This window comes from Agathobacter rectalis ATCC 33656, from assembly GCF_000020605.1.
Lineage (GTDB): Bacteria > Bacillota > Clostridia > Lachnospirales > Lachnospiraceae > Roseburia > Roseburia rectalis.
The window spans coordinates 41,355-53,780 of sequence record NC_012781.1 but is presented as its reverse complement, the minus strand read 5'-3'; the positions used below and the strand labels follow the sequence as shown (position 1 = coordinate 53,780).

The 12,426-nt window shown below is 42.0% G+C and carries 14 protein-coding genes; 4 read left to right on the top strand and 10 right to left on the bottom strand.

Going from position 1 to position 12,426, the window contains the following annotated elements:
* Nucleotides 1-15: 15 nt before the first annotated feature.
* From EUBREC_RS00215 to EUBREC_RS16515, 7 genes are read right to left on the bottom strand one after another with little or no spacing between them, the layout of a single operon-like run.
* Nucleotides 16-1,590, bottom strand: a complete 1,575-nt coding sequence (locus tag EUBREC_RS00215) for a DUF5702 domain-containing protein (protein ID WP_012740975.1) — start codon at nucleotides 1,588-1,590, stop codon at nucleotides 16-18.
* A complete protein-coding gene (locus tag EUBREC_RS16770; protein WP_012740974.1) occupies nucleotides 1,587-1,754 on the bottom strand; it encodes a Flp1 family type IVb pilin in 168 nt (55 codons plus the stop codon). Before EUBREC_RS16770 ends, EUBREC_RS00215 begins: the two co-directional genes overlap by 4 nt.
* Nucleotides 1,755-1,766: 12 nt before the next feature.
* The gene (locus tag EUBREC_RS00210; protein WP_012740973.1) at nucleotides 1,767-2,993 is read right to left on the bottom strand and encodes a type II secretion system F family protein; all 1,227 of its coding nucleotides are present in this window, start codon (nucleotides 2,991-2,993) and stop codon (nucleotides 1,767-1,769) included.
* Nucleotides 2,990-3,766 (bottom strand): type II secretion system F family protein, encoded by a 777-nt coding sequence (locus tag EUBREC_RS00205; protein WP_012740972.1) that lies wholly within the window; start codon nucleotides 3,764-3,766, stop codon nucleotides 2,990-2,992. Before EUBREC_RS00205 ends, EUBREC_RS00210 begins: the two co-directional genes overlap by 4 nt.
* 54 nt (nucleotides 3,767-3,820) lie before the next feature.
* Entirely contained in the window at nucleotides 3,821-4,990 is a 1,170-nt protein-coding gene (locus EUBREC_RS00200) for a CpaF family protein (protein WP_049757248.1), read from the bottom strand.
* Between the two features lie 37 nt (nucleotides 4,991-5,027).
* Nucleotides 5,028-6,026 (bottom strand): hypothetical protein, encoded by a 999-nt coding sequence (locus EUBREC_RS00195; RefSeq protein ID WP_012740970.1) that lies wholly within the window; start codon nucleotides 6,024-6,026, stop codon nucleotides 5,028-5,030.
* Nucleotides 6,027-6,051: 25 nt separating this feature from the next.
* Nucleotides 6,052-6,567, bottom strand: a complete 516-nt coding sequence (locus tag EUBREC_RS16515) for a prepilin peptidase (protein ID WP_049757173.1) — start codon at nucleotides 6,565-6,567, stop codon at nucleotides 6,052-6,054.
* A 254-nt stretch (nucleotides 6,568-6,821) separates the two neighbouring features.
* On the opposite strand from EUBREC_RS16515, the gene EUBREC_RS00185 reads away from it, so the two are divergent.
* Nucleotides 6,822-7,034: a DUF2508 family protein gene (locus EUBREC_RS00185; RefSeq protein ID WP_012740968.1), complete on the top strand. Its 213-nt coding sequence runs from the start codon at nucleotides 6,822-6,824 to the stop codon at nucleotides 7,032-7,034.
* 30 nt (nucleotides 7,035-7,064) lie between these two features.
* On the opposite strand, the gene EUBREC_RS00180 is transcribed toward EUBREC_RS00185, so the two are convergent.
* Both EUBREC_RS00180 and EUBREC_RS00175 read right to left on the bottom strand, forming a co-directional pair.
* Nucleotides 7,065-7,538 (bottom strand): flagellar protein FliS, encoded by a 474-nt coding sequence (locus tag EUBREC_RS00180; protein ID WP_012740967.1) that lies wholly within the window; start codon nucleotides 7,536-7,538, stop codon nucleotides 7,065-7,067.
* A 6-nt stretch (nucleotides 7,539-7,544) separates the two neighbouring features.
* Nucleotides 7,545-8,975: a flagellin N-terminal helical domain-containing protein gene (locus EUBREC_RS00175; RefSeq protein ID WP_012740966.1), complete on the bottom strand. Its 1,431-nt coding sequence runs from the start codon at nucleotides 8,973-8,975 to the stop codon at nucleotides 7,545-7,547.
* 169 nt (nucleotides 8,976-9,144) lie between these two features.
* Between EUBREC_RS00175 and EUBREC_RS00170 the strand changes: the two genes are divergently transcribed.
* Nucleotides 9,145-9,354 (top strand): DUF1858 domain-containing protein, encoded by a 210-nt coding sequence (locus EUBREC_RS00170; RefSeq protein WP_012740965.1) that lies wholly within the window; start codon nucleotides 9,145-9,147, stop codon nucleotides 9,352-9,354.
* Between the two features lie 57 nt (nucleotides 9,355-9,411).
* Here the strand turns inward: EUBREC_RS00170 and EUBREC_RS00165 are convergent, their stop codons facing one another.
* Nucleotides 9,412-10,152 carry an adaptor protein MecA gene (locus tag EUBREC_RS00165; protein ID WP_012740964.1) on the bottom strand — a complete coding sequence of 247 codons (741 nt, stop codon included), beginning with the start codon at nucleotides 10,150-10,152 and terminating at the stop codon, nucleotides 9,412-9,414.
* A gap of 175 nt (nucleotides 10,153-10,327) precedes the next feature.
* On the opposite strand from EUBREC_RS00165, the gene EUBREC_RS00160 reads away from it, so the two are divergent.
* Together EUBREC_RS00160 and EUBREC_RS00155 are read left to right on the top strand one after the other, a co-directional pair.
* The gene (locus EUBREC_RS00160; RefSeq protein ID WP_041253741.1) at nucleotides 10,328-11,692 is read left to right on the top strand and encodes a serine/threonine protein kinase; all 1,365 of its coding nucleotides are present in this window, start codon (nucleotides 10,328-10,330) and stop codon (nucleotides 11,690-11,692) included.
* Nucleotides 11,693-11,772: 80 nt separating this feature from the next.
* On the top strand, nucleotides 11,773-12,243 hold the full coding sequence (locus EUBREC_RS00155; RefSeq protein WP_012740961.1) for a hypothetical protein: 471 nt from the start codon (nucleotides 11,773-11,775) through the stop codon (nucleotides 12,241-12,243).
* The last annotated feature ends 183 nt before the right edge of the window (nucleotides 12,244-12,426 follow it).

Below are 12,426 nucleotides of genomic sequence, written 5' to 3'. Positions count from 1 at the left end.
GCCTTTCTTATTTCGTCATCGTCCATAATAGGAATACTTTGCCTTATTTTTAATGGTATACTCGTTATCTGCCCCATCTAAAAGATTCACAAAGCATAAAAATATGCCATGATATTTGTAGCTTACATCTGCATTAAGCTCACAGATTGCATTGTCCATTCTAAAGCTTTCATGCGCACCGGTCATACGCACTGTAGCCTCCTGTACATCCATCGAGCGATACGCTATATTTTTCATGCTCTTTGTAAAAAGCAGCATACCCAGATATGATTTGTAGCCTATTCCTTCATTTGAGCTTTTTGCCTTCACCTGCCCTGTGAGCATGCTTGTCATGCCATACAGACTCGATGTCCATGACGTATCACTTTTTATCAGTGGAATCTTATCCCCATCCAAAAGTGCCCTTAAATCCAGCACACTTTCACAGAATGCCCAGGCCGCCAGAATTCCCTTTTCCACCCCTTCAATTACCTCCGGTGTCAGAGTAATTCCACCGATAATTGCAGCAAGAGCCATCGCCTGTGCCTGCTTTGATGCGCTTCCTGCCAGGTATGCCATATTGGCAGCCGCACGCAGAGCCAGTATTTCTGCTATAACGATCTTCAGATTATCCTTATCACTCGCTCTGCCTCCTATGATGTACTCCACCTCATAGTTAAGGGCATGATTGGGATTTGTATCAGTGTAACAACTCATATATGTCAGAATATACTGCTGCATAAGTACTTTCGCATACCAGTCATCACCACTTTCGGACCAGCCCCCTGTTCCTTTATGCAGACTTCGCCCGGACACTCTGGCTGATGTATCAATACTGTTTCCTGACACCGTGCTCTCATCAACCACCTGCGATAATATGCCTGATGCCTTTACTTTCTGCACCTTGACCAGCGGATTTTCTATTGCATTGCCGCCTTCTGTGCTTTCTGCCTTACTTTCTGACGTCTGCTTTGTTTTCGAAACCGATAAATGTGCACTGTAAGCTCTTGGCGGTGACGACCTCGCTATGCTTTTGCCTCCGCCTTCATGAGCTGCATTATCCTTTAAGGCTTTTAACGCACTATCTATTTTACTGTCATCATACTCACCCGCAGACTTGTTTTCATTCAATGAGCTATACTGACTGTAAAGATTTTTGACTGTTTCATAACCAATATTTTTCTTCATATATGAGACAACCGCATTTGTATACACATCACCACCATCATCCGTCATAAGCACATATTTCATGGATTCGAGCTCATCCATTGACAACCTTAGCATACTGGTGCCGTTTACAATAGTACCCCCGGCAAAAGCTCCTGAATCGCTTATCTTAAAATTGTCAGTCGTAAGCTTCTTCATATACGACTTGACATTTTCGATATCCACATTGCCCATTGCGTCACTTCCGGCGTCATACGCTAACAGATGGTATTCATCCCACAATGGTCTGCAATACTGTGCAAAAACTGACTCTGCTACAGCCTCTGAATTCATGCATGCTATATTGGTAAGTGTCAGATTCCTGCCGGCTTCCAGTACAGTAAACAGAAACTGTGACACCAGCATGAGAAGCATTGTGGCAAATATCGTTATACTGCCTCTCACACTTTACCAGCCTCTCTTGAGATTGTCTGAAAGATATTGTTTACAAGCGTCGTAAGCTGCTTCTTAAAAATCAGCACCAGACCGATTAACACGACAATTATCAGTATCATTTCCACTACTCCTGCGCCATCCTCATCTAATAAAAAATTCTTAAATCCTAACATAATTTTTCCTTTCTATATCTTAAAATCAATGATTGCGGGTGCTATTACTATTGCTATGACTATAGCCATCATAATCATCATCGGCATAAGCATTTTGGTGCCGGCCTCTTCACCCAGCTTTAAGGCTAAAAGCCTCCTCTCATCAAATGCATCCTCCGATTCCTTCTCGAGCATTTCACATACACCCTTACTTCCTTTGTGAATACTCTGTAAAATAATGCGTACAAGCTTCTGATAGCATGGCAGCTTTACTCTTTCCGCAAAACCTGCGTATGCTTTTCTGCCTGTCACGCCATCTGAGATTTCTCTCTCCGTCACAAGCATTTCCTCGTAAGCGGGCATAATATTCTTATCATTATTTTTCCGCTCATCAAGATAACGGGCGGTAATCCTATTCCATGCCTGCTCCACAGTCATTCCTGAACCCATCAAAACAGCCATTTTGCTGACTATCTCCGGATATTCGAGCTGCAGTTGTATATTTCTCTCCTTCTGCGCCGTCTTCTTTTTTTCCTTTTTCTCAAGCACCAGAAGAACTATAACAACAACTTCAAGCATGGCTATTTTAGCTGCAGTATTGCTTTTTTCCTGCGACCAGCTGAGCTTTACTCCATCTACCTCATCCGGCAGTGTAAGCTTTTTAGTCCCAGTCTTTGACATTTCACTGTCAATATGTCTGTTGATATCCTTTATGAGGCGCTCACCCGCTTCCAGTTCATCCGGAAATACCACAAATGAGAAATCATACAGCTGTCTGTGTTCGCCACAGGAAAGCTCAACACTTGCGCTAATCAGCTTTCCCTGTTCATCATCAGCCTCCTCAAATGCATCCTGGTTCACATCTCCATTAATATCAACCACATCATAGTCACTCAGTGTCCACTCTGCCTCCACAGCTCCCGATGCATATGCATCCTTCATAATCACATGCCCTCTGACCTGTTCCACACTCTGATTCTCTTCACAAAAGCTGTCGTCTATCTCTTTTTTTGCCTGTGTAAACAGCTCATTCGCCTGTTTATCCGAAGGCTGCTCCTCCATAACCTTCAGCTGATAGCTGTAATCCTCATCGAGTCCATCCGCATTTAGCACCAGATCATATACTGCATCTCCGTCACCTGTATCATTGCGTATAAGTGTATTATCAGTTATAGCATTTGACGACATGTCCATGATAAAAGCAAAAACTAAAACTATAACAAATAATGCTGCTATTCTAAGCCTCTTTCCTCCCGTCATATGCCTATTCCTACCTGTAAAAATTTCTTTGCCAGTTTAATTGCCCCTGCATAGGCTAAAAGACAGGTACTCATAAAGATTACCCCGATCAGGTTTCCATATAGTGCAGACATATAATCTCTTGAAGACAGCTTTAAAAATGCCAAAAGAAATATCGGAATATAGTTCATAGTCTTTTGCTCAAGTCTTTTGGCAGAAACCGCAACCTCTATCTGTCGGTTGGTATCATACTTTGTCCACATCCTGTAAGTGGTAGACTCTATGATATCCACAAATCTGCCGCCGCTTCTCTTTGCAAATGAGAAAATATCAGAAAAATTGACTATATCCTCCAGACCGCTTCTATGAGCAAATTCTGACAGCACCGCCTCAAATGTCTGATTCATCTTTATCTGCCTGTTCATCTCCCGTATCTCAGACAGCATAAGCGAATCATTCCCATACATGAGCTCCATCTCTTTTTCAGCCTCCTGCCATGCATTCTCCACAGAGTATCCGGCCAGCATATTCGAGCTCAATACCTTAAGTACATTCATAAACTCTTCATTTAGTTTTTCCTTTTGTCTTCTGACACCCTCCTGCCTGCACAGCTTTGCACAATACGCAAACACCGCCGGAAAAGCAATAACAACAATAGGACTGTCATAAAACAAATATGCGATAATCACTGTGGCAGCCATACTTTTTATGAAAACAATCCCCCAATCCTTTGTGGACATGGAATATCTGCTGTAATCCATATAATCAAACCCTTCATAACTGTTCAGTAACATATATTCCTATACTGACAGCTACAGCCTTTCTTACTTTAAATGCCACATAACAGCCTATACACTAAGCCCTGCTGCCATAAGCTTGTCGGTGTGACAAAGTGTCCCTGCTTTCTTTAAAAAGCCCTGTATCCTCCCACTGTCCAAAACAGCGGTTTCCTCAAAACGATACAGCGTATGCAGCACAATTTCACCATCCATAAATCCATCCACCTCTGATATCTCAAGGACTCTCCTGCTTTTATCCCTCAGCCTGCCAAGCTGGACAATAATATCTATTCCGGATGCTATCTGCTGCCGTATCGCATTGAGTGGGAAATCCTGACCTTGAAGCACCATAGTCTCAATTCTTGAAATGATATCATGTGGTGAATTGGCATGGCCGGTGGACAACGAGCCGTCATGTCCTGTATTCATAGCCTGAAGCATATCAAGCGCCTCTGCACCTCTGCACTCGCCCACTATTATCCTGTCCGGTCTCATACGAAGAGCCGTCCTGATAAGATCTCTTATTGTAATTGGAGTAACCCCATCGGTATTTGCATTTCTTGTCTCAAGCCTTACTATATTTTTAGCTCCCAGAAGCTGCAGCTCCGCTGAGTCTTCAATTGTAATAATTCTCTCATCATCAGGAATATATTGTGACAGAGCATTCAGGAAGGTCGTTTTTCCGGAGCCTGTACCACCGGAAATAAATATATTGTATTTGGCCTGCGTCAGTATCTGTAGAAGCCTTGCCACCTCCGGCGAGAGAGCTTCTATCTCAACAAGCCTCTCCATGCTCATAGGATGCTCCGGAAACTTTCTGATTGATACGGCCGAGCCGCCTATAGATATGGGGTTTAGCACTATATTTACCCTGGAGCCGTCACTAAGCCTGGTATCAACTATCGGTGATGCCTGATTTACAACCCTGTTATGGCGTCCCACAATCTGCTGTATCACATCCTCCAGCTTCTCTTCCGATGAAAAATGACCCTTGAACCTTTGGATTCTTCCGGCTTTTTCATAGAATATATCATTGGGACCGTTTACCATAATTTCAGTCACATCCCTGTCATCCACCAGCTCCTGCAGCACATCAAGCTTACGCAGAGAGTTGAATATGGTGCGCTCAAGCTCCGCTCTATCCTTTATAGTCATTGGTCTGTCGCGTGCCTCTCTTGAAACCACGCTTCCGATTAAATCACATATTTCCTCATCACTCAGCTCTCTGGACAAATCCATTTCAGAAAGTATAATATCTCTTATTCTCTGTCCAAAATCATCCAGCACACGAAATACCCCGAGTCATGTTTCTTATGACATCTCCAAACTCATTCCACTTCCACAGCTCCACAAGCTTATCACATGTAGATACCGGTGTCGTGATGACCGGAGGCTCAATCAGCTTAATCCTCTCAACTACATTGCTTAGACCTCTTTCCATCAGCTCCTCAGTAAACTCGTACTCTCTCCACTGGCTGATTCCGCCTTTTTTCTGTACCAGATAGATATCACTGCATCTGTCAAGAATATCAAAAAAGCCCTTAAATCTTGTTCCCATATTGAGAACTATGCAGTCATAGTGCATTTCCTTGCCAAGCATCTGAAGCAGATTGTTGCATATTACCGTATTTATTTCACACAGACACTCTGTATTTTCAATCGGATATACATAATCCAGCTTATGCTTTCTTCCGATACAGCTGTTTATCCTGTTGGTCGAGTATCGTCCGGATTCGGCCATCACCAATAGCTCGTCCAGATTATGCTCCACACTCTGCTCAAGCATCCGTGATAATCCGCTATTCTCCTGAAAATCCATAAGCAGTACCTTTTCATTCTCACTCAAAATAGAGGACAAAGTCATCGCAAAAGGCATCTGATACTGATTATCAGCAAGTGAATACACGCTTATAAGCCTCGTCTGACCTATCAAAGAGCCCTCACTCTTAAGGTCTCTCACCTCACCGCCCACATGCTTTAAAATCTCTTCCACTATACGGTTTACTTCCTGATATTTTTCCACAAAGTATATACCCTCCTCACTCTCAATAGGTGTTTCCTCAACAATCTGTATCAGTGGGATATACTTGTTATTCCACTGGTCAAGCTCACTTGAAAGCATGATATCTATCTCGCCCTCTAAGTGTTCCAGCTGCTCTTTCATGGTATACATATGTATCTCCAGCTGAACCTTATAATGATTCATGAAATAGCATGTCAGTCTGTCGCCATATTCTGAATCCTCAATATAAATTCCTAGTCTGATTTTTTTCATCTATGGTACTTTAACCCTCCTTCCATCACCTCATGCCGTAAACCCATATATCTGCCATGGCTGTTCCCAAAAGCACGTATACCGCGAAACTAACAGCTTTCCCCTGTCCGCGGTACCGCATAAATCTGCCACACAGTATACCGTTTAAGTATAAAAATCCATCCCTCATACGCACAAAGAGCTCCTTTTTAAGCACCATACTTATGAGACCATATCCCGCTGCCGCCACAAAAGCGGCTGCCATGCACAAGGCGGTAAATCTTAAATTTGTAAATGCACATACTACTGAAAATAACTTGATATCCCCGGCTCCTAAAATGCCTGAAAGATATAAGAAATATAAAATGACAACCGGAAAAACTATATCTGGAAGAAACCAGATGATGCTCGCTACCTTGCCCCCCACTAAGCGAAATAGAAACGCACAACCAAGTCCCGTCAGAATCAGCCGGTTACTGATTCTATAATTTTTGAAATCCCCAATTGCTGCTACTGTAAGCAGTATATACAGCATGAGGTGTGATATTAATTTCACAATCACTGTATTTTCATCACCTCTCCTTTCGTGAGACGAATTATAACAACGCACTCCCGATTTTGTCTATAGCTTTTTTTAAAATAAATACTTTTTGTTAGTTATCCACAAAATGCAGCTAAACCCAACACATTAATCCACAGTCAAAACCTTGATTTTACTGGTTTTTCACATGTCAAAAGCACTTTTTACAAAATCTGTGAATAGAAGAAACTCTTTTGCTTATACTTGTATTAAGACTTATTTTGTTGGAGGAATTCATGAAATTATTTAAAGAAACGCCTGTAAATGACGGTTACAAGACCTTACAGGATGACATCAAGAAAACAACAGATGAACTTCAAATTGTATACACTAACCTGGAAAATGTGGTTGAGCCCGATTTAATTGACTATTATATCTATCAGGCCAAGGCTGTTTCCATGCGGTATAAATTTCTTTTAAACTGTGCCAAGCGGCTTAATGAGGTTTAATGAGGCTTAATGAACTAAAAAAGAGGCCTCCTACGCAAGGAAGCCCCTGTTATCATCGTTTATAAAGCTCTCTGTGAGCCTGCCCTTCCCATAGGTCATGCCCGCATAAACCTTCTGCGCATTGTCCATAAGCGGTGCCGATTTGTCACCGGCAGCTACGGTTTCAAAGCTGCTTCTTAGCTTTTTCATAATGCCGTCGGTCTCATCCACCACCGACACATCAAGTGAGTAAAGCACTGTGGAAAAAAGCCTCTTGCAGTATGAGTACAGTGGATAAAGCTGTCCTGCGAGAGGATACTTAAAGTCAAGTGCCCCCATCAGCTCATCAAGTGCCGCCTGTACATCCGACACTCCCTTTCTCAAGGCTTCCCTGTCCTCTGACACGAGGGCATTTTTTACATCATCTGAAAAACCAAAATATATATCATACATAACAAGCACGAGTCCGCCATTGTTGCACGCACAAAGTCTTCTGGTGAGCTCCTGCTTCAATTCATTTTTCATTGCTTATTACCTCGACAATAGTGAAAGTACCTGCTGTGGCAGGTCATTTGCCTGAGACAGCACTGAGATTCCGGCCTGATCGAGAATATTCTGTGCTGCGTATTCCGTCATCTCGGTTGCCATGTCGGTATCCATGATATTGGAATATGCACCGGTCATGTTCTCAGAAGTCTCAGAAAGACTGCTCTCAGCCGATTCAAGACGGTTTTGGAAGGCTCCTATCCTTGACCGCACACCTGAGACATACTCTATCGCCTCATCAAGTGTGGACATTGCCTTGTCTGCACCACCCTTTACAGTCACATCTACCGTATCCAGATAAAGTGTCTGCGATGATACCTCCGGTATCCTGATTTTCATCTCCTGTCCCTCGTTTGCACCAATCTGCACAGCCATATTTCCGATATCTGAAATATCTATCTGCAGATTGCTGCTTCCCGCTGTCATATCCATATCACTGCTCAGTAGAAAATCCATTGAAAATCCACTGTTTCCAACCACATATACACGGTTACCGTCGGCTCTTATTGTCTTGTCCGACAGATTTTCTCCGCCTGTAACCACGGCATCCTTACCATTACTTTTGAGCTGCATATTTCCACTTCCATCGTCAGCATTCTCATAACCTGCACCTGCCAGAGCCTTAAGCGATGAAGAAAGAGATATATTTACTGTGCTGTCGCTGCCATACTCATTTGATAAAAAGCTGATGCTATCACCATTCACCTGCATAGTAGTACCGGCTGTGGTCGCTGCCTTCTGCAACGCCTGGATATACTCATCCTGAGTCATATCTGCCTTCACCGCCACACTCACACCGTTTATGGAAATCGTTCCCTCTGCGTCAGGCTTTGTGGCAGACGCAAGACTTCCTGTTGCCTGTGTTGCGAGCGAATTTACTGTGAGCTCATATTTATCTGACGCCACATTGTCTGAGAAATTGATTCTGGTAATATAGCTGTTCACCTGAGTCATATTGCCATTTGCATCCTTCTGCCTTACATAGACGCGTGTATCACTCGAACCATCGAGCAGTGACTTTGTATTGTACTCCGTATCGCCCGATATACGGTCCACCTCCTTGGTGAGCTCATCTATCTCTGACTGCAAAGCCTTTTTATCATTCTCAGAATATGTATCTGAAGCGCCCTGTACCGCAAGCTCCCTGATTCTCTGGAGCATGCTGCTTACCTCACCAAGTGCTCCGTCTGCTATTTTCATGACATTCTGCGCATCTGATGAATTTGATTTTGCCTGGTCAAGCGCTTCTATCTGCGCCTTCATCTTGTTGGAGATAGCCATTCCTGCCGGATTGTCCTCTGCTGAATTTATCTTGTAGCCGCTTGAAAGCCTTTTCATAGACTTTGATAATCTGTTTTCTGTACCGAGGAGCTGCTTATTTGCCCGGACAGCACTCATATTCCTGTTTATTTTCATGTGTTTTCCTTTCCTGATAATTTCTCAGGCATCCTTGCTGTAGTATTAACATTCCGTTGTCTAATAAGTATATCGAACTACTCAAAAAAAATCTTTATAGTATAATTTGCAATTAAATGCAAATCGTATTATAATAGGCACATTAAAAGACTAATAGGAGGAAACAATAATGGCTAGAGTTACTAAGGACACTATGATTGGTGATCTTCTTCAGATTGACCAGAACGTGGCACCATTACTTTTAAATATCGGCATGCACTGTCTCGGATGCCCATCATCACAGATGGAGACAATCGAAGAGGCTGCTATGGTTCACGGACTTGACCCGGATGATCTTGTCGTTGAAATCAACACATTCATCGATCACGACCTCGGTTAATTTACGAAAAGACGGCTTGCTTATGCAGGCCGTCTTTTATTTGCAATCAATATTCTGTTAAAGTGCTGCCAGCGTCTGGATGGCAGCTTCTTCAATAATCACATTACCATGCTCCTTGAAAAATGCTTCATTGGCAGGCACATAGTTCTTCTGATATGCGTACTCTGAAATGATGTTGCACACCTTGTTGAATTCCTTCGGAGTATGCTCACTCTTGTGGGCCACAAGATAGTACTTATTGCTTGAAGCGTCGCGGTATAAGTCATTTCTGCCGCTGTAAAAGCCGTCAAGCACATGCGAAATCCTGCGCACATCATCAAATTTATCAAAAACAAACAGCTTGACTACGTCAGCCTCAGCCTGTTCTTCTGTAATATCATCAGTGCCCTGCTCACTGTCAGCTGTCTTCTCATTTTCCTTCTTGATACGCTCAAACAGCTCCAAAATATCAGCAGCTCCCTTTATCACCGGAGGCTGTCCTGCATTTCCTAAGTCCGTAAAGTCGTCATCTGCCTCTGAAAACTTTGAAAATCTGGTGTCAAGCTCATCCGGATATTCAACCTTTGTGATGATAAGCACTATAGACTCTGATGGCAGTGGAATTGCCTCCACCATGAGTGGAATATCATTTGTTTCAAAGCCAAACTCGTAATTGGCCTGCTCTACCATATCTTTAAAAAGGCTTTTCGCCTTCGCTGATCCATATGCCAGTTCGCTTATTTTTATATGTCTGTCCTCAAGATCCTCTCTGGTAAGAGTACAGCGGATCTGATTATCATTTACCTTCTCAATTTTCATATTTTTCACATCCTTTTCCGAAAATATCCGTGTAAATCGTAAAACTATTATAATAAACACCGGTCATATTGTAAAGCGCGAGGTCTATTAAAAAAAAATAAAAAAAGTGTTGCAATAATTTTACAGGTATGTTATAAGTTATCCATGAGATGTGCGCTCGACCCAAAAGGAGCGTATGAAAAATACAAATCATTCTTTGTTTGACAAATATGAGATGATTAAAGATCTCGGAACCGGCAGCTCCGGTAGCGTTACGCTTGTCAGACACATATCTATGGATCAGGAGAGAGCTCTAAAGAAAGTTCCTAAATCTTCTGCTTTCGCCGAATCCGCATTATCAGAAGCAAGACTACTCAAGTCTCTTGAGCATCCGTCTATACCACGTATATTTGACTTCGAAGAGGACAATGCTTTTTACTATATCGTCGAGGAATATATCGACGGCGAGACATTAGATTCATTTTTGCTTCATCAGCAGTTAATTTCCCCAGGTTTATTTTTTAATATTTGTGAACAATTATGCAATGTTTTTATCTATCTGCATACACAGATATCTACTCCCATTATTTACAGGGACCTTAAACCGGAGCATATTATAGTATGCCACAATAAGCTTAAGCTTATCGATTATGGCGTATCGGCATATGTTATCCAGGATGGAAATAACTTCAATCACTATGGGAATATAGAATTCTCTGCCCCCGAATGCTTTACCGAGGATACAATTACACCGGCGGCAGACATTTACAGCTTAGGTCAGCTTCTGCAGTATATACTGACCTTTACCCCAGACAGCTTTTCCCATAAGTTTCAGCATATTATCCAAAAAGCAACAACATCTGATGCATCACTGCGTTACGTGACTGTCGCAGAGCTATATCAGGAAATACAGGAAATTCAAAAATTAACCGGTCAGCCACATCTCATACACAAAATAGCAGTTTTAGGCAGTCACAGAGGCTGCGGCTCCACCCACGTGGCCGTTTCACTCACCTGCGAACTCAATATCCTTGGATATCATGGTATCTACATAGACTCAGCAAAAAGCATACTTTGCCATGGTAATCACGACGGACTGCAGATTTTTAAGCAGAAAAACGGATATTATTATTACAAAAGCTTTCAGGGCATACCCGACTACAGTGACGGTATACAGTTTAATATTCCAAAAGATGCTATACAGATATACGACCTTGGCACTGATGTGTGCAACGAGAAAATATATGACATGGATCTCGTATTATATGTATGTAACGGCGGCTTTTGGCATCTGAATGATATCTACAGGAATCATTCTATTCTCAAAAAAATGACAGCTTCCCTGAGTGTTATATGTAATATGTGCAGCAGACAGGATGCCTCCGCGATTGCGGCACTACTTAATTGCAGTGTTTATCACTTTCCTTATGACAGCGATATGTTTAAGAGCTCAGTTCAAAAGGAAACGCTGATTCAAAAGCTGTTAGAACTAAAGGGAGGAGCATCACTATCAGACACTTTAAAAGGATATTTAAGAAAGTCCATTCTGCACCACAGTTAGTTGGGGTCTGTGGCAGCGTTCACAATGTAGGCACAACACATATAAGCCTTGCTCTTTGTAATTATATGAGCAATAAATGCATGTATAGAACCGCCTATGTTGAGCTGAATGGTACACACGAAATTCTTTCACTGTCAAAGACAGCAGACGAAAAGGTTTTTACTTATAAGAATGTAGATTTCTTTCCTCACGCAGTCATGTCCACACTAACTGAGATTTTAAACATGAGATACGAGCGTGTGATTATTGATTTCGGCATACTTAATCCAAACACCTTAAAGGAATTTATGAGGTGTGACGTAAGAATCGCTGTGTGTACAATAAGTAAATGGAACCGGGGCTCTTTGAACAGAATTATCGAGCTATTCAATTCAAACAAAATAACTGATTCAGAAAGCGTAAAAATATTGTTTAATCTCGTGGAAAAGAAAAAGACAATTAACCATAAACATTTTAAGTATCCGGTGGTAGGCTTTCCTTACTTAGAGGACCCGTTCCTCATCAATACCAGCCTGTTTGGCACTCTGGATAAGATATCAGAAAGGAATTAATATCACGATGCAAAATGACATCTTTAACCAGCTGTTTATCAATTTTATGTCCGAAGCCTTCGGAGGGCTTATACTTTTAATGCCACAGAGCGCTTCATGACATAGGGCCATTTGTTACTTATCAGTTTTTACTCATAATCATTATATATAGACGGAGGTATTTTTATAGAAGAATAAACTATA